We start from the raw sequence: 16,786 nt of genomic DNA, 5'->3' as shown, positions 1-16,786 counted from the left end.
GGGACACTTCCATTTAAAATAGAGATAGCCTCCACGGAGGTTGTCTCTTTTTTCGTTTTCCGGGGTATTGATTGACAACGCAGCAATTCCTAAGGAAGATGGAGATGGATGGAAGAAAGGGTGTGTGAAGATGGAAAAAGAGCGGGAGTACCCGTTTCCAGGGAACTGGTCGCGGCTGCAGAAGATGATTCAAGAAGCGGACGCGGCCGGGGAGCGGCAACGGGTCGAGCCGATCCTATGGGATTGGTACGCAGCCGTCAAAGGCGATCAGTTTATTTTCATGGAAATTTTTCAATGTTTGATGGAGCGTCCGGAAGAGCCGGAAACGCTTGAAAAACTCGAAGAACTCGTCACGACGCAGATTCATGAGGCAGAAGAACCGGCAGCCGGCGGGCTTCAAATTGCCCAGTACTACATCATGCGTGACCAACCTTTCGAGGCGGCACACTGGATCCATCAATATTTAGAGTGGCAAGACAAGGCCGATCAAGTGAACACCCAAGCTTACCAAGTGCTCCAAGTACTTAAGATGACCGAGTTTCCGGCGGCCATCGCCAAACTGAAACGGACGGTTCATCGTGGCAGTGTCGGGGAACAGATTGAACTGCTCGAGCACGTCCATTTCAATATCGATGACGTACTCGACAACGTATTGAAGGGACTGCTCCTTGAAGATCGCCCGAAATTGATGAAGCTGATCGTGCTCGAAAAAGCGTTCGAAGAACTGTCCGTCATCGAATGGGTCGACCTCGAAACGCATCATCGGCTGACGCAGGCAGAGGCACAAGTGAAGATGGACGAATGGGAGCATGTGGTCCACGATGTGCAGAAAGCCGTCAAAGGCGACGAAATCGCGACGCAACTGCTCATGAACTACATGTATACGCACTATCCGTTCACACCGGGTGAGGCATCTGAAATCGAGACAGCCGTCGTGAAAGCGAAAGCAGCGATCCTGAACGATGAAGAAACAGACGGGCTCGCGGCTGAAATTTTAGAGGCGGACATCCGTTTCACGCAAGCGTTTCTAGACTAAATCCTTGTGTGCAGTCACCGGATTTATGCTATAATACTGATTGTTGTACATTTTTGTACGGTATAGAAGAATAAACGAATTTGTTGGAGGGACTTAGCATGACAGCAAAATGGGAAAAAACATCAGGTAGCCAAGGCGTACTCACGTACGAAGCACCTGCAGAAGCATTCAATAAAGCAGTCGACGCAGCATTTAAAGATGTCGTCAAAAACTTGAACGTACCTGGCTTCCGTAAAGGGAAATTGCCACGTCCAATGTTCAACAAAATGTACGGAGAAGAAGCACTCTTCCAAGATGCGCTTGATATCCTCTACCGTGACACAATCCAATCTGCAGTCGAAGAAGCTGGTTTCGAACCAATGGCTCTCGAAAACATCGACGTGGATGGCACACTCGAAAAAGGTCAACCGGTTACTTTCAAAGTAACATTCGTGGTTGAACCAGAAGCTGAGCTCGGCGACTACAAAGGTCTCGAGTACGATGCTGTAGAAACGAACGTCACAGACGAAGAAGTCGCAGCAGAACTTGACGCCCTCAAAGAGCAAGGCGCAGAACTTGCTGTTAAAGAAGGCGCAGTCGAAAACGGCGATACAGCTGTCTTTGATTTCGCAGGTTTCGCTGAAGGCGAGCAATTCGAAGGTGGCACGGCTGAAAACTACACACTTGAAATCGGTTCAGGTCAATTCATTCCTGGATTCGAAGAGCAAATGGTAGGCATGACTGCTGGTGAAGAAAAAGACATCGAAGTAACATTCCCTGAAGAGTACCACGCTGACAACTTGGCGGGTAAACCAGCGACGTTCAAAGTCAAACTTCACGAAGTAAAAGCGAAGCAAGTACCTGAGCTCGACGACGAGTTCGCAAAAGACATCGACGAGTCAGTAGCATCACTCGACGAGTTGAAAGCGAAGATTCGTGAGCGCTTAGAAGCTGCGAAGCAACAAGAAGCTGATGGCACGATGCGCGACCAACTCGTTGAGCAAGCAACTGCTAACGCGACAATCGACGTACCTGCAATCCTCATCGACCAAGAAGTAGACCGCATGGTTCAAGAGTTCGGTACTCGTGTATCTTCACAAGGCATCGACCTCAACATGTACTTCGAACTCACTGGCACAACAGAAGAAGCTATGCGTGAAGAGATGAAAGAGCAAGCTGAAGAGCGCGTTAAAGCTCGTCTCGTCTTGAAAGCAATCGCTGAAAAAGAAGCGATCGAAGTAACTGATGAAGATGCTGAGAAAGAACTCGAAGAAATGTCTAAACTCTACAACATCGCACCGGACCAACTCCGTACGATGCTCGCACCGCAAGGCGGAATCGAGACACTTAAAGGTGACCTCAAATTCCGTAAGGCGATCGACATCCTCGTTGAAACTGGTAAAGCGAAGTAATTAGATGAGATGAGGGCGACTGCCACGCAGTCGTCCTTTTTTCTGTAATGACACTTTGTATGTGTTAATCTTTGATGTCGCTATATGTTCATGCTACAATTATTGCAACGCAGAGATGTAAATGTTTTTTCGTGAGTGCTTTGCACCTGAAAATACAAATAGGCGATTTATCGCACTTACATCCATTTTCATTCAGAAGGGGTGTACCGAATGTTCAAATTTAACGAGGAAAAGGGACAACTTAAATGCTCGTTTTGCGGGAAATCGCAAGAACAAGTCCGTAAACTAGTCGCCGGTCCTGGCGTATACATTTGTGACGAATGTATTGAACTTTGCAATGAAATCGTTGAGGAAGAGCTCGGTGTCGAAGAAGAAGTCGAATTCAAAGACATTCCAAAACCACAAGAGATCCGTAACGTCCTTGACGAGTATGTCATCGGCCAAGACCGGGCGAAACGTGCGCTTTCGGTAGCTGTCTATAACCACTATAAACGTATCAACGCCGGTGGCCGTTCTGATGATGTCGAACTTTCGAAGTCGAACATCGTCATGATCGGACCAACTGGTAGCGGTAAAACGCTTCTCGCTCAGACGATGGCTCGCGTCTTGAACGTCCCGTTCGCAATCGCGGATGCGACGAGCTTGACGGAAGCCGGTTACGTCGGGGAAGACGTCGAGAACATCTTGCTCAAGCTGATCCAATCGGCTGACTACGATGTCGAGAAGGCTGAAAAAGGGATTATCTATATCGATGAAATCGATAAGATTGCCCGCAAGTCGGAAAACCCATCGATCACGCGTGACGTGTCTGGTGAAGGGGTCCAACAAGCCTTGCTCAAGATTCTTGAAGGGACGACTGCGAGCGTACCGCCACAAGGTGGACGGAAGCATCCGCATCAAGAGTTCATCCAAATCGATACGACGAACATTCTCTTCATCGTCGGCGGCGCATTCGCCGGCATCGAAGCGGTCGTCAAACGCCGCATCGGGAAGAAAGTCATCGGCTTCGGGAACGAACAAGAAAATCGCGAGATGACGCAAGAAGACTTGCTCGCCCGCGCATTGCCGGAAGACCTTCAAAAATTCGGCTTGATCCCTGAATTTATCGGACGTCTACCGGTCATGGCGACGCTCATGACACTCGACGAGTCAGCGCTCGTCGAAATCTTGACGAAGCCGAAAAACGCGCTCGTCCGTCAGTACGTGAAGATGCTCGAACTCGACGATGTCGAACTCACGTTCACAGACGAGTCGTTGATTGAAATTGCCAAACTTGCGATCAAACGTAAGACAGGTGCACGTGGTCTCCGCTCGATTATCGAAGAAATGATGCTCGATGTGATGTTCACCGTCCCATCGCGTGACGATATCGAGAAAGTCATCATTACAGACGAAACGATTACGGGTCTTGCCGGTCCGAAATATGTTCTCCGTGATGGTACTGTCGAACAGACAGGGGACAACCAAGAAACAGCTTAAAGTTCTTAACGAAAAAGGCTCAAACACTCGGCACAACCGAGTTTTGGGCCTTTTTGCACAGGAGGCGTTGTAATGGAACAATTACCAATTCTTCCTTTGCGTGGAGTTGTCGTTTATCCGCTGATCGGAGTGACGATCGACGTCGGGCGACCGCTCTCATTACGAGCACTCCTTGCCGCAAAGGAACACGAGACAGACTTGATTGTCGTCACACAAAAAGAGACAGGCAAAGAATCACCTGAACCGGAAGACCTTTACGCGATCGGGACGCGGGTCCACATCGCCAAGATGAGCGAACTGTCGAACGATACGGTACGGGTCCGCCTCGTCGGGAAAGAACGCGTCAAAATCAACGCCGTCGAAGCGACGAAAGACGGTTGGTTTGCTGACGTCGACTCGCTCGAACTCGTTGAAGGGGAAGAAGTCGAGCGGACGGCACTCGTGCGTCTCTTGAAAGAACAGTTCGGCAAACTCGTCGGGACGATCAAAGGCTTGTCACCGGACGAGCGTCGTCGGTTTGAGATGTATGAGCGGCTCGAGTCATTGACCGACTACATCTCATCGAAACTCGATGTCGATGTCGACATTCGCCAAGCGATGCTTGAAGAACCAGACGCGGTCAAACGCGGGCTCGAACTGCTCGAGATCATGACGCATGAAGTCGAGATCATCGAGCTCGAGCAAGAGTTGCGTGAACGGACGAAGAAGACGATTGAACAAGCGCAAAAAGAGTACTACTTACGTGAACAGATGAAGACGATTCAACAAGAACTCGGGGACCAGTCGCAAGAGTCGGAACCGAACCGTCTCCTTGAGAAGCTCGAGGCGCTCGACTTGCCGGAAACGACACGGAAGAACGTCATGCGGGAAGCGGAACGGTTGAACGTCGTCCCAGCGACGTCACCTGAGTACGCCGTCATCCGCAACTACCTCGATTGGATCGTCTCGCTGCCGTGGGGAATTGAAACCGAAGATAAATTGGACGTCAAACATGCGGCCGGTGTCCTCGACGATGACCATTACGGGCTCGAATCGGTCAAAGACCGGATCCTCGAATACTTGGCGGTCCGTCAATTGACGAACTCGCTGCGGGGACCGATCCTTTGTCTCGCCGGACCTCCTGGGGTCGGGAAGACGTCGCTCGCCCGCTCGATCGCTTCGGCGCTCGAACGTAACTTCGTCCGCGTCTCGCTCGGCGGGGTGCGTGACGAGGCTGAGATTCGCGGTCACCGCCGGACGTATATCGGCGCGATGCCAGGCCGGATCATCCGTGGCTTGAAGCAAGCTGAAAGTAAGAACCCGGTGTTCTTGCTCGATGAGATCGACAAGATGGCGTCGGACTTCCGGGGCGACCCGGCTTCGGCCATGCTCGAAGTGCTCGACCCGGAACAGAACGTCTCGTTCTCGGACCATTACATCGAGGAGCCGTTCGACTTGTCGAACGTGCTGTTCATCGCGACGGCGAACGACGTCTCGCAAATTCCGGCCCCGCTCCTCGACCGGATGGAACTCATTCAAATCGGTGGCTACACGGAGCTCGAAAAAGTCGAGATCGCGAAACGCCACTTGATTCCGAAACAATATAAAGAACACGGCTTGAAAAAGAGCCAGCTCACGATTAAAGAAGACGCGCTCTATGAAGTCGTCCGCCGCTACACACGCGAGGCCGGCGTCCGCAACCTTGAGCGTGTCATCGGATCGCTTTGCCGGAAAGCGGCGAAACAGATCGCGATTGGCGAGAAGAAACGTGTCACCGTGTCGCTCAAAGTCCTAAGCGACTACCTCGGGAAACCGAAATATCGTTACGGCAAAGGCGAGACGGAAGACTCGATCGGAGCGGTCACAGGCCTCGCTTACACGGCGTTCGGCGGTGATACGCTTACGATCGAAGTCGCGCTCGCACCGGGCAAAGGCAAGCTGCAGTTGACGGGGAAACTCGGCGACGTCATGCAGGAGTCGGCGCAGACGGCGTACAGTTACGTCCGCTCGAACGCGGAACGGTTCGGGATCGACCCGACGTTCTACGAGCGGCAAGACGTGCACATCCACGTCCCGGAAGGTGCCGTCCCGAAAGACGGGCCATCCGCCGGGATCACGATCGCGACGGCGCTCATCTCGGCCTTGACCGGGAAGAAAGTCCGGCGTGACATCGGGATGACCGGAGAGATCACGCTCCGTGGCCGTGTCCTGCCAATCGGCGGCTTGAAAGAAAAAGCGCTCGCCGCGCACCGAGCCGGACTCACGACCATCATCATCCCGAAAGACAATGAACGTGACATCGATGACATTCAAGACACCGTCCGTGAAAAACTGACGTTCGTCCCGGTCACGATGCTCGATCAAGTATTAGAAGTAGCATTTGGAGGAAAACAATGAAAATCAATAAAGCAGAATTTATTACGAGTGCCGTGGCGCCGGACCACTATCCAGTCCACGAGTTGCCAGAAGTCGCACTCGCCGGCCGTTCGAACGTCGGGAAATCGTCATTCATCAACAAGATCTGTCAGCGTAAAGCACTCGCCCGGACATCATCAAAACCGGGGAAGACGCAGACGCTGAACTTCTTCAACATCAATGACGAGATCATGTTCGTCGACGTCCCGGGCTACGGGTATGCCAAAGTTTCGAAGACCGAGCGTGAGAAGTGGGGCGTCATGATGGAGCAATACTTGACGTCGCAAAGCGCACTCAAAGGTGTCGTCCTCTTGGTCGATATCCGACACGAGCCGTCGGGTGATGACGTGACGATGTACAATTTCTTGAAACATTATGAGATTCCGGTCATCGTCGTCGCGACGAAACTCGATAAGATCAAGAAAGCGCAGCGCCAGAAACATGAGGCGGCCGTGAAGCGGAAGCTTCAATTCGAATCGACTGACCGATTCGTCTCTTTCTCGGCCGAGACGGCGGAAGGAAAAGACGAAGCGTGGAAAGCCATCTACGATTTGTTGACGGACGACGAGGGATAACCCCCTCGTCTTTTTGTTTTTAGGGTTACGTGAACGGGTAAGTATCGTATAATTGTCATATTGTATAGCAATACATTAATGAACGAGGTGGAAAGATGCAGAGAATGTTTGAAAGCAAATGGTATCGCTTCTTATTTTGGACGTTGACGATTTTCTTAGTGATCTTGGTCGGGACAGAGATTTCATTCGTGTTCGAACCGATCCAAGTCATATTGGCGCTCGTCACGGTACCGCTTATTATTTCAGGACTTTTCTTTTATTTTCTCGTTGGAGTCGTCGATTATTTAGAACGACGGTCCGGGAAACGTGGTATGTCAGTCGCAATCACGCTAACATCGCTTATCCTGATCATCACGCTCGTTTTCAGTATTCTCGGGCCCGTGCTCGTCGAACAAGTGACCGATCTCGTCAACGCGATGCCGAGCATCGCCAAAGAGTTGCAGCAACAAGCGTTCTCAGTGCGTGACTCGCTCATGCAAAACGAGTTCCTGTCGCGCTTCATGGCGGAGAACGATGACATGTTCACCGACTTGACCAACAATGTCACCACATACCTCGGTGATATTTTTGGCAATATTGCTTCTTCATTCGGCCAAGTCATCGGATTCATTACATCAGCTGTCATCACGATCGTCGTCATTCCGTTCATGTTGCTCTATATGCTGCTTGACGGGAAGCATTTGCCGGACTCGATCGTCAAGCTGTTGCCATCGAGCTATGAGAAAGAGACGCGTAAAATTTTGAACGACATGCACACGACCGTTAAGAACTACGTGCACGCCCAACTGATCGTCGCGTTCTTCGTCGGGATCACGTCGCTCATCGGTCTTTGGATCGTCGGTGTCGACTACGCCATCTTGCTCGCACTCTTCATGATGGTGACGAACATCATCCCGTACGTCGGACCGTTCCTCGGGGCGGCACCGGCCGTCGTCGTCGCCTTCATCCAAGATCCGATCAAAGTGCTCTGGGTCATCCTCGTCATCATCATCGTCCAACAGATCGAGGCGAACGTCATCTCCCCGCTCATTCAAGGGAAGACGCTCAAAGTGCATCCGCTTACGATCATCATCGTCTTGCTCGTGGCCGGTAACCTGGCTGGGATCATCGGGATGTTGGTTGCGGTTCCGACGTATGCGGTGGCGAAAGTCGTCGTCAAAAACATCGTCCGCATCTATAAATTGAAAGAGCGACAACATTACCTCGAGTCGGAAGAAGAAGACAAGCCGGAAAGTACGATTATCACAGATTCATCGTCACTTAAATGACAAAACAAGTAGAAATGGCCAATTTGACCGTTTCTACTTTTTTTCGTCACAAAAAGTTCTTAAATTATTTCACGAAAATCGAACAGAAGATTATAGTTCCTAAATAAAAATTGTTATACTGTACGGTAGAGACGTAAAAAAGAAATGACAACCGCCACTGTGATTTTAGATGAGGGGAAGAGGTACATGCATATTGTCGTCGTTGGACTAAATAACAAGACAGCCCCTGTCGCGATTCGGGAGCAGTTCTCGTTTGGGGAGCAAGAAATCGTGGATGCGATGATTGCGCTCCGCGAAGAGAAAAGCATTTTTGAATCGGTTATTTTGTCGACCTGTAACCGTACCGAGCTATACGTCGTCACAGACCAGCTCCATACGGGTCGTTATTATACAAAACGTTTTTTAGCGAACTGGTTCGATCTTGAGATGGATCAGTTCACACCATACTTGTCGATCCGTGAAGGGGAGGAAGCGATTCGTCACTTGTTCCGTGTCACGTCGGGTCTCGACTCGATGATCATCGGGGAAACGCAGATTTTAGGACAAGTGAAGTCAAGCTTCTTCCGCGCCCAAGAGAACGGGACGACGGGGACAGTGTTTAATAAATTGTTCAAAGAAGCCGTGACGCTCGCCAAACGGGCCCATACTGACACGCAAATTGGGGAAATGTCTGTATCGGTCAGCTCGGCTGCGGTCGCGCTCGCCCAAGAGATGTACACGCGCCTCGATGACAAACAAGTTGTCGTCGTCGGTGCAGGTGAGACGGGTGAGCTGACAACGCTCAACTTGTTCGAAGCCGGCGCCAAACAAATTGCCGTCTTCAACCGGACTGAAAGTAAAGCGAAAGCGGTCGCTGCCAAGTTCAAAGGCCGAGCCCACTCGATCCGCGAGATCGCCTGTGGACTGCTCGATGCCGATATTTTGATCAGCTCGACCGGGGCCAAAGAAGCCGTTATCGCGTATGACGACGTCGCCGCAGCGCAATTGTTGCGTCGGGAACGTCCACTTCTTCTCATTGACATTGCCGTGCCGCGAGATATCGATCCAGCGGTCCGGTCGCTTCCGGGCGTCCGTTTGTTTGATGTCGATGACTTGAACGGGATCGTCAATAAAAACTTGGCAGCCCGTCTCGTCGAGGCAGAAAAGATTGAAGTGAAGATTGATGAGGCGATTCAAGAGTTCCAAGCATGGCTCGTCACGCTCGGTGTCGTGCCGATCATGAACGAGTTGCGCGAACGAGCGCTCCGCGTCCAAGAAGAGACGATGGATAGTCTTGAGCGCAAGCTCGACCATCTGTCGGACCGGGACAAGAAAGTCATCGGCAAGCACATGAAGTCGATCATCAACCACATGCTGCGTGAACCGATCGACTACATTAAAGACGCGGCCGCACAGCCGGACGCGAACACGCGCATCGCCCAGTTCGTCGAAGCGTTCGCGCTAGACGTCGACGTTCCGACTGCGGACACAGAACCGGAAGAGCTAGAAGCGATGGCGGCTAAAGCACCACTTCGCGCGTTGATGCGCTAATACAAACCAAAAAGGCGGCGAATCTCGTCGCCTTTTTCTATGAAGGGGACTAAACATTATGCGTAAAATTATCGTCGGCTCACGCCGCTCACAACTCGCGATGACACAGACGAAATGGGTCATCGAACAATTGAAGCAAGCCGGGGCCCAGAACGAGTTCGAGATCAAAGAAATCGTGACGAAAGGTGACCAAATCGTCGACGTCCAACTGTCGAAAGTCGGCGGGAAAGGCTTGTTCGTCAAAGAGATCCAACAGCAGATGCTCGCCGGGGATATCGATTTTGCCGTCCACAGCATGAAAGACGTCCCGGCCGAACTGCCGGAAGACCTCTTTATCAGCTGTATGCCAAAACGTGTCGACGCGCGTGACGTACTAATTTGCGAGAACGGCTATACGCTCGAGACGTTGCCGCAAGGCGCGGTCATCGGGACGAGCTCGCTCCGTCGCGGTGCGCAGATGCTCGCAGCCCGTCCGGACTTCGAGATCCAATGGATCCGTGGCAACATCGACACGCGCTTGAAAAAACTCGATACCGAGAACTTCAACGCCATCTTGCTCGCGAAAGCGGGACTTGAGCGCATGGGTTGGACCGACCGCGTCAAGTTCGAAGCGCTCGACGCCGACATGATGGTACCGGCCGTCGGACAAGGCGTGCTCGCGATCGAGAGCCGGAAAGACGACGCCGAAGTGACACAGATTTTACAGCTCCTTCACGATGACGTAACGGCGAAAGCTGCGACGGCGGAGCGGACGTTCTTGAAGGCGATCGAAGGCAGCTGCCACGTACCGGTCGGCGGCTACGCGACGGTCGACGGGGACACGGTCACGCTCACCGGCTTGATCGCCTCGGTCGACGGCAAAGACGTGCTCCGTGTGACGAAAACGTCAACGGACGAAGTCGCGCTCGGTCAAGACGTCGCTGACGACTTGCTCGGACGTGGCGGACGCGAGATCCTCGCCTCGGTCAATGTGTGACGTCTGGTACACAGGGACAAAACGACTGACCGCTTCGCAACGGGCCTTGCTCGACGCGAGCGGTCTTTCCGTTCATCACGTCCCGATGATCGAGACACGGCTGACCGGGAAACCAACGCCAACTGATTCGTTCGATTGGCTCGTCGTCACGAGTCAAACCGCTGTCCCAGCGCTTCAAGACGTTCCTCGGAACGTTCAAGTCGCTGCCGTCGGCGAGAAGACGCGGGACGCGCTCGAGGCAGAAGGATTCACCGTTTCGCTCATGCCAGAGACGTATACGGGCGAGGCGTTGTTCCGCGAGTTGGCGAACGTCGTCGGGGAGGATGACGTCATCTTGTTCGCCCGTGGGGATTTGGCGAACACCGAGCATATGCGACAATTGCCGCATGTGTACGACTGGGTCGTCTATGAGACGGTCGAGAAAGCACTCACGGCCGATCAAGCGGCCGCGCTCGAACATGTCGAGGCGCTACTCGTGCTCAGTCCGTCCGCCGTCCACGCGCTCACGCCTTACCTCGAACGGTTCCACGGGACATGGTACGCCATCGGTGAAGTGACCGAGCGGGCCGTCCGAGAAGTTTCGACGTTACCGGTCCGAGTGCCTGAGTGTTATACTATGGATGCATTAATACAGTGTGTAGGGGGAGATTTTTCATGAACCAATTCGACCGTCACCGTCGTCTGCGCTCGTCGAAGTCGATGCGTGCACTCGTACGTGAAAACCATGTTCGGAAAGAAGATTTGATTTATCCGCTCTTCGTCGTCGAAGGGACAAATATTAAACGCGAAGTCAGCTCGATGCCTGGCGTCTTCAACTTCTCGCTCGATCGTCTCGAAGACGAGATCCGTGAGCTCGTCGACCTCGGGCTCGAGTCCGTTCTCTTGTTCGGTGTACCTGAGCATAAAGACCCGGAAGGCACGGAAGCATACCACGATCACGGCATCGTCCAAGAAGCGATCCGCAAAGTGAAAGAGTGGGCACCACAGCTCACTGTCATCGCCGACACGTGCCTCTGTGAATATACGTCGACGGGCCACTGTGGCATCGTGAAGAACGGTGACGTCGATAACGACGCGTCACTGCCGCTTCACGTCCAGACGGCGATCACGCAAGCGCAAGCGGGCGCAGACATCATCGCGCCGAGCTCGATGATGGACGGCTTCGTCGCCGCCATCCGCGAAGGGCTCGACCAAAACGGCTTCAGCCACATCCCGATCATGAGCTACGGCGTCAAATACGCATCGGCGTACTACGGCCCGTTCCGTGACGCGGCGCAGTCGGCGCCTGGTGAAGGCGACCGCAAAGGCTATCAGATGGACCCGGCCAACCGTCGTGAGGCGTTCCGGGAATCACAGTCAGACGTCGAGCAAGGTGCCGACTTCATGATCGTCAAACCGGCGCTCGCGTTCATGGACATCATCCGCGACATGCGCGACTCGCTCGATATGCCGATCGTGGCGTATAACGTGAGCGGGGAGTACGCGATGATTAAAGCGGCGTCGATGAACGACTGGATCGATGAACAACGTATCGTCATGGAGACGATGGTCGGTTTCAAACGGGCCGGTGCCGATTTGATCGTCACGTATTTCGCAAAAGACGTCTGTCGCTATTTGGAAGGAGAATTCGCATGACATACAAGCAAACTCGCTCAGAAGCAGCGTTCAAACAAGCACTCCCACTCATGCCGGGCGGGGTCAACAGCCCGGTCCGTGCCTATAAATCGGTCGGGATGACACCAATCTTCGCCGAACGCGGTGAAGGTTCACGCGTCTACGACATCGACGGCAACGAGTATATCGACTACGTCCTCTCATGGGGACCACTCATTCTCGGTCACCGCGACCCGGTCGTCATGAAAGCGATCCAAGATCAGGCTGAAAAAGGCTGGACGTTCGGGACACCGACAGAGCTTGAGACAAAGATGGCCGAGCTCGTCATCGACCGCGTCCCATCGATCGAGATGGTCCGCATGGTCAACTCCGGTACGGAAGCGACGATGGCGGCTCTCCGTCTCGCACGCGGCTATACGGGCAAGACGAAGATCTTGAAGTTTGAAGGCTGCTACCACGGCCACGGGGACTCGCTCCTCATCAAGGCCGGATCTGGTGTCGCGACACTCGGTCTCCCGGACTCACCGGGCGTCCCGAAAGACTTGGCGAGCCATACGCTCACCGTCCCATACAACGACCTCGACGCGCTTCGCATCGCGTTCGAGAAGCACGGCGACGACATCGCCGGCGTCATCGTCGAACCGGCTGCCGGCAACATGGGCTTCGTCCCGCCGCAGCCAGGATTCCTCGAAGGACTTCGTGAAATCACGGAACAAAACGGCGCGCTCCTCATCTTTGACGAGGTCATGACCGGCTTCCGCGTCGGCTACAATTGCGCCCAAGGTTACTTTGGCGTGACGCCTGATCTTACGTGCCTCGGCAAAGTCATCGGCGGTGGCCTTCCGGTCGGCGCATACGGCGGCAAACGGGAGATCATGGAACACATCGCACCGCAAGGGCCGATCTACCAAGCAGGGACGCTTTCAGGCAACCCGCTCGCGATGATCGCCGGCTACACGACGCTGTCGCAACTCAAGCCTGAGCACTACGAGGAGTTCGAGCGCAAAGCCGACCGTCTCGCGGCAGGTTTCACGGCAGCGGCCGAGAAATATAACATCCCGCACGACACGAACCGGGCCGGCTCGATGTTCGGCTTCTTCTTCACGAACGAGAAAGTGACGAACTTCGAGAAGGCGAAAACGTCTAACCTCGACATGTTCCGCTCGTACTATCAGAAGATGGCGGCGCGCGGCGTGTTCTTGCCACCGTCACAGTTCGAAGGCTTGTTCTTGTCGACTGTGCATACGGACGAGGATATCGACGCAACGCTCGCTGCGGTCGATGCGACGTTTAAAGAGCTGCAACAAGAGTTTTCACTGTAATCTTGACTGAAACGTCTTCAATCGCTACAATTGTTTAACAGATACGTTTAAAAGCTATGATGAGGAATAGTACGCAACAACACTCCTTTTTAGAGACGCGGCCGCACGGTGCAAGGTCGCGAGGGAAGTGTGCGGAAGTCGCCTCGGAGCTGACCTTTTGAATCAAGTAGGAAGGTCCGGTCCATCGACCGTTATTCGATTTTGAGGGCGCCACGTGTTGGCGAACTAAGGTGGTACCGCGGAAGATACGGCTTCTTTCGTCCTTAGCGTTAAGGACGAGAGTAGCCGTTTTTTGTGTAGACAGATAGAGGAGGATTGGCACAATGACCAACGAAACAAACGAAATCAGCATGCCGACGAAGTACGACCCGAGTGCGACGGAAGCGAAATGGTACGACTATTGGATGGAGAACAACGTGTTCAAGGCGGACGAGGACGACTCGAAACAGCCTTACACGATCGTCATCCCGCCACCGAACGTCACAGGGAAACTTCACCTCGGACACGCGTGGGATACGACGCTCCAAGATCTACTCACGCGCTTGAAGCGCATGCAAGGCTATGACGTCCTCTGGCTCCCAGGGATGGACCACGCCGGTATCGCGACACAGGCGAAAGTTGAACAGAAGCTCCGTGAGGACGGCATCATGCGTTACGACCTCGGACGCGAGAAGTTCCTCGAGAAGACGTGGGAATGGAAAGACGAGTACGCCGACACGATCCGTGCCCAGTGGTCAAAACTCGGCCTCGGTCTCGACTACTCGCGTGAACGGTTCACACTCGACGCGGGACTCTCTAAAGCGGTCCAGGAAGTCTTCGTCCGCTTGTATGAAAAAGGCTTGATCTACCGCGGCGAATATATCGTCAACTGGGACCCGGCACAAAAGACGGCCGTCTCCGACATCGAAGTCATCTACCAAGAAGTCGAAGGCGCGTTCTACCATATGAAATATCCGCTCGCTGATGGCTCAGGTCACATCGAGATCGCGACGACGCGCCCAGAGACGATGCTCGGCGATACGGCCGTCGCCGTCAACCCGAAAGACGAGCGCTACGCGCACCTCGTCGGTAAGACGATCATGCTCCCGGTCATGAACCGTGAGATCCCGATCGTCGCGGACGATTACGTCGACGTCGAGTTCGGTACCGGTTGCGTGAAGATCACGCCGGCGCACGACCCGAACGACTTTGAGATCGGGAACCGTCACGACTTGCCGCGCATCCTCGTCATGGACGAGTCGGGGACGATGAACGAGAATGCTGGCAAGTACGAAGGGCTCGACCGCTTCGACTGCCGCAAGCAGCTCGTCAAAGACTTAGAAGCAGATGGCACGCTCGTCAAAATCGAGCCGCATACGCACTCGGTCGGTCACTCGGAACGTTCAGGCGCAGTCATCGAGCCTTACTTGTCGAAGCAATGGTTCGTCGACATGGAGCCACTCGCGAAAGCGGCGCTCGCAGCGCAAGGCAACGACGAGACGAAAGTCAACTTCGTCCCAGAGCGGTTCGAAGGCACGTACCTCCGCTGGATGGAAAACATCCGCGACTGGTGCATCAGCCGTCAACTTTGGTGGGGCCACCGCATCCCGGCTTGGTACCATAACGAGACAGGTGAAATCTATGTAGGCAAAGAAGCGCCGGCTGACATTGAGAACTGGCATCAAGATGAAGACGTGCTCGACACGTGGTTCTCGTCAGCGCTCTGGCCGTTCTCGACGATGGGCTGGCCGGACACGGATTCAGCAGACTTCAAACGCTACTTCCCGACGAGCGCGCTCGTCACGGGTTACGACATCATCTTCTTCTGGGTATCGCGGATGATCTTCCAATCGCTCGAATTCACGGGCAAGCAGCCGTTCAACGACGTGCTCATCCACGGTCTGATCCGTGACTCGGAAGGCCGCAAGATGTCGAAATCGCTCGGTAACGGCGTCGACCCGATGGAAGTCATCGACCAGTACGGTGCCGACTCGCTCCGCTGGTTCCTGCTCACGGGCTCGACACCAGGGAACGATCTTCGCTTCTACTGGGAGAAAATCGAATCGACATGGAACTTCGCGAACAAGATTTGGAACGCGAGCCGCTTCGCCCTCATGAACATGGATGGGATGAAGTTTGAAGACATCGACCTCTCAGGTGAGAAGACGCTCGCCGACAAGTGGATCTTGACACGATTGAACGACACGGTCGACCAAGTGACACGCCTCGTCGACAAGTACGAGTTCGGTGAAGCCGGTCGTTACTTGTACAACTTCATCTGGGAAGAGTTCTGTAACTGGTACATCGAGATGGCGAAACTCACGCTCTACGGTGAGGACGAAGCGGCGAAAGCGACGACACGTTCGGTGCTCGCGCATACACTCGACTCGATCATGCGTCTCATGCACCCGTTCATGCCGTTCTTGACAGAGGAAATTTGGCAGCACTTGCCGCACGAAGGCGACTCGATCGTCCGTGCGAGCTATCCGACGCGTCGTGACGACCTCCACTATGCGGAGTCGGTACCGGCGTTCGAAGCGGTCATGAACGTCATCCGTTCAGTCCGTAACATCCGTTCGGAAGTGAACGCACCGATGTCGAAACCGATCCAACTGTTCATCGCGACGAGTGACGACACGACACAAGGATACTTGAGCGAGAACGAAGCGACGATCGGCAAGTTCACGAACGCGACCGAGCTCGAAATCGGTCGTGGCTTGACGGCCCCTGACAAGTCGATGTCAGCGATCATGACGGGCGCGGAGCTGTTCATCCCGCTCGCCGACTTGATCAACTTCGAAGAAGAGATCGCCCGTCTTGAAAAAGAAGTGGCGAAGTACGAGAAAGAAGTCGAACGCGTGCAGAAGAAACTCGGCAACCCAGGTTTCACCGGCAAAGCACCGGCTCACGTCATCGACGAAGAGAAAGCGAAAGAAAAAGACTACCTCGACAAGCGTGACGCCGTGCGTGCGCGTCTTGAAGAGTTGCGTAAGTAAAAGTTGGACCTTCTTTGGAGATTTATGCTCCAAGGAAGGTTTTTTTTGTGGTTTGGGAGAATTTTGGCATCTAAACGAGAAGAACCCCCGACGTCACGAATGAACTGAACCCCGAATGATGGACACTTGAAAAAGTCCCTCACTCGGGGTTTTTCGTGTGCGTACGAATCGCTATAATGAACCTATTCATTCAGACGGGAGAAACAATCATGAGTAAAATCATCTT

The 16,786-nt window shown here is 53.7% G+C and carries 12 protein-coding genes and 1 other annotated feature; all 12 genes read left to right on the top strand.

The window, feature by feature from the left end; translation table 11 throughout:
* Positions 1 to 130: 130 nt before the first annotated feature.
* The 12 genes from KNP77_RS08805 to KNP77_RS08750 all read left to right on the top strand — a co-directional run bounded on the left by KNP77_RS08805 (position 131) and on the right by KNP77_RS08750 (position 16,560).
* Positions 131 to 1,036, top strand: a complete 906-nt coding sequence (locus KNP77_RS08805; protein ID WP_214890168.1) for a hypothetical protein — start codon at positions 131 to 133, stop codon at positions 1,034 to 1,036.
* Positions 1,037 to 1,134: 98 nt separating this feature from the next.
* Entirely contained in the window at positions 1,135 to 2,427 is a 1,293-nt protein-coding gene (tig, locus tag KNP77_RS08800; RefSeq protein ID WP_070327725.1) for a trigger factor, read from the top strand.
* 210 nt (positions 2,428 to 2,637) lie between these two features.
* Complete coding sequence (gene clpX / locus KNP77_RS08795; protein ID WP_016508522.1) at positions 2,638 to 3,906, top strand: ATP-dependent protease ATP-binding subunit ClpX; 1,269 nt, start codon at positions 2,638 to 2,640, stop codon at positions 3,904 to 3,906.
* Between the two features lie 72 nt (positions 3,907 to 3,978).
* Positions 3,979 to 6,282: an endopeptidase La gene (gene lon / locus KNP77_RS08790; protein ID WP_070327724.1), complete on the top strand. Its 2,304-nt coding sequence runs from the start codon at positions 3,979 to 3,981 to the stop codon at positions 6,280 to 6,282.
* A complete protein-coding gene (gene yihA / locus KNP77_RS08785; protein ID WP_071399358.1) occupies positions 6,279 to 6,875 on the top strand; it encodes a ribosome biogenesis GTP-binding protein YihA/YsxC in 597 nt (198 codons plus the stop codon). Before lon ends, yihA begins: the two co-directional genes overlap by 4 nt.
* Positions 6,876 to 6,970: 95 nt before the next feature.
* Entirely contained in the window at positions 6,971 to 8,143 is a 1,173-nt protein-coding gene (locus tag KNP77_RS08780; protein WP_236633418.1) for an AI-2E family transporter, read from the top strand.
* 186 nt (positions 8,144 to 8,329) lie between these two features.
* A complete protein-coding gene (gene hemA, locus KNP77_RS08775; RefSeq protein ID WP_214890165.1) occupies positions 8,330 to 9,673 on the top strand; it encodes a glutamyl-tRNA reductase in 1,344 nt (447 codons plus the stop codon).
* Positions 9,674 to 9,731: 58 nt separating this feature from the next.
* Complete coding sequence (gene hemC, locus KNP77_RS08770) at positions 9,732 to 10,649, top strand: hydroxymethylbilane synthase (protein WP_131440976.1); 918 nt, start codon at positions 9,732 to 9,734, stop codon at positions 10,647 to 10,649.
* Positions 10,642 to 11,307, top strand: a complete 666-nt coding sequence (locus KNP77_RS08765) for a uroporphyrinogen-III synthase (RefSeq protein WP_214890161.1) — start codon at positions 10,642 to 10,644, stop codon at positions 11,305 to 11,307. Before hemC ends, KNP77_RS08765 begins: the two co-directional genes overlap by 8 nt.
* Positions 11,304 to 12,284: a porphobilinogen synthase gene (gene hemB / locus KNP77_RS08760; RefSeq protein ID WP_071399362.1), complete on the top strand. Its 981-nt coding sequence runs from the start codon at positions 11,304 to 11,306 to the stop codon at positions 12,282 to 12,284. The genes KNP77_RS08765 and hemB overlap by 4 nt, the downstream gene beginning before the upstream one ends.
* Positions 12,281 to 13,585 carry a glutamate-1-semialdehyde 2,1-aminomutase gene (gene hemL / locus KNP77_RS08755; protein ID WP_070327715.1) on the top strand — a complete coding sequence of 435 codons (1,305 nt, stop codon included), beginning with the start codon at positions 12,281 to 12,283 and terminating at the stop codon, positions 13,583 to 13,585. The genes hemB and hemL overlap by 4 nt, the downstream gene beginning before the upstream one ends.
* A gap of 47 nt (positions 13,586 to 13,632) precedes the next feature.
* Positions 13,633 to 13,853, top strand: a binding site (T-box leader).
* Between the two features lie 55 nt (positions 13,854 to 13,908).
* Positions 13,909 to 16,560 carry a valine--tRNA ligase gene (locus KNP77_RS08750; protein WP_214890159.1) on the top strand — a complete coding sequence of 884 codons (2,652 nt, stop codon included), beginning with the start codon at positions 13,909 to 13,911 and terminating at the stop codon, positions 16,558 to 16,560.
* Positions 16,561 to 16,786: the final 226 nt, after the last annotated feature.

The sequence above is a fragment of the Exiguobacterium sp. s142 genome (assembly GCF_018618455.1).
Lineage (GTDB): Bacteria > Bacillota > Bacilli > Exiguobacteriales > Exiguobacteriaceae > Exiguobacterium > Exiguobacterium aurantiacum_A.
Note: the sequence above shows the minus strand (reverse complement) of the source record. Positions and strands in the feature narration are given on the sequence as shown.

What these genes read in the sequence shown, in the direction of transcription:
- KNP77_RS08805 (WP_214890168.1), top strand. Translation starts at nt 131, where the DNA reads ATGGAAAAAGAGCGGGAGTACCCGTTTCCAGGGAACTGGTCGCGGCTG.
- tig (WP_070327725.1), top strand. Translation starts at nt 1,135, where the DNA reads ATGACAGCAAAATGGGAAAAAACATCAGGTAGCCAAGGCGTACTCACG.
- clpX (WP_016508522.1), top strand. Translation starts at nt 2,638, where the DNA reads ATGTTCAAATTTAACGAGGAAAAGGGACAACTTAAATGCTCGTTTTGC.
- lon (WP_070327724.1), top strand. Translation starts at nt 3,979, where the DNA reads ATGGAACAATTACCAATTCTTCCTTTGCGTGGAGTTGTCGTTTATCCG.
- yihA (WP_071399358.1), top strand. Translation starts at nt 6,279, where the DNA reads ATGAAAATCAATAAAGCAGAATTTATTACGAGTGCCGTGGCGCCGGAC.
- KNP77_RS08780 (WP_236633418.1), top strand. Translation starts at nt 6,971, where the DNA reads ATGCAGAGAATGTTTGAAAGCAAATGGTATCGCTTCTTATTTTGGACG.
- hemA (WP_214890165.1), top strand. Translation starts at nt 8,330, where the DNA reads ATGCATATTGTCGTCGTTGGACTAAATAACAAGACAGCCCCTGTCGCG.
- hemC (WP_131440976.1), top strand. Translation starts at nt 9,732, where the DNA reads ATGCGTAAAATTATCGTCGGCTCACGCCGCTCACAACTCGCGATGACA.
- KNP77_RS08765 (WP_214890161.1), top strand. Translation starts at nt 10,642, where the DNA reads ATGTGTGACGTCTGGTACACAGGGACAAAACGACTGACCGCTTCGCAA.
- hemB (WP_071399362.1), top strand. Translation starts at nt 11,304, where the DNA reads ATGAACCAATTCGACCGTCACCGTCGTCTGCGCTCGTCGAAGTCGATG.
- hemL (WP_070327715.1), top strand. Translation starts at nt 12,281, where the DNA reads ATGACATACAAGCAAACTCGCTCAGAAGCAGCGTTCAAACAAGCACTC.
- KNP77_RS08750 (WP_214890159.1), top strand. Translation starts at nt 13,909, where the DNA reads ATGACCAACGAAACAAACGAAATCAGCATGCCGACGAAGTACGACCCG.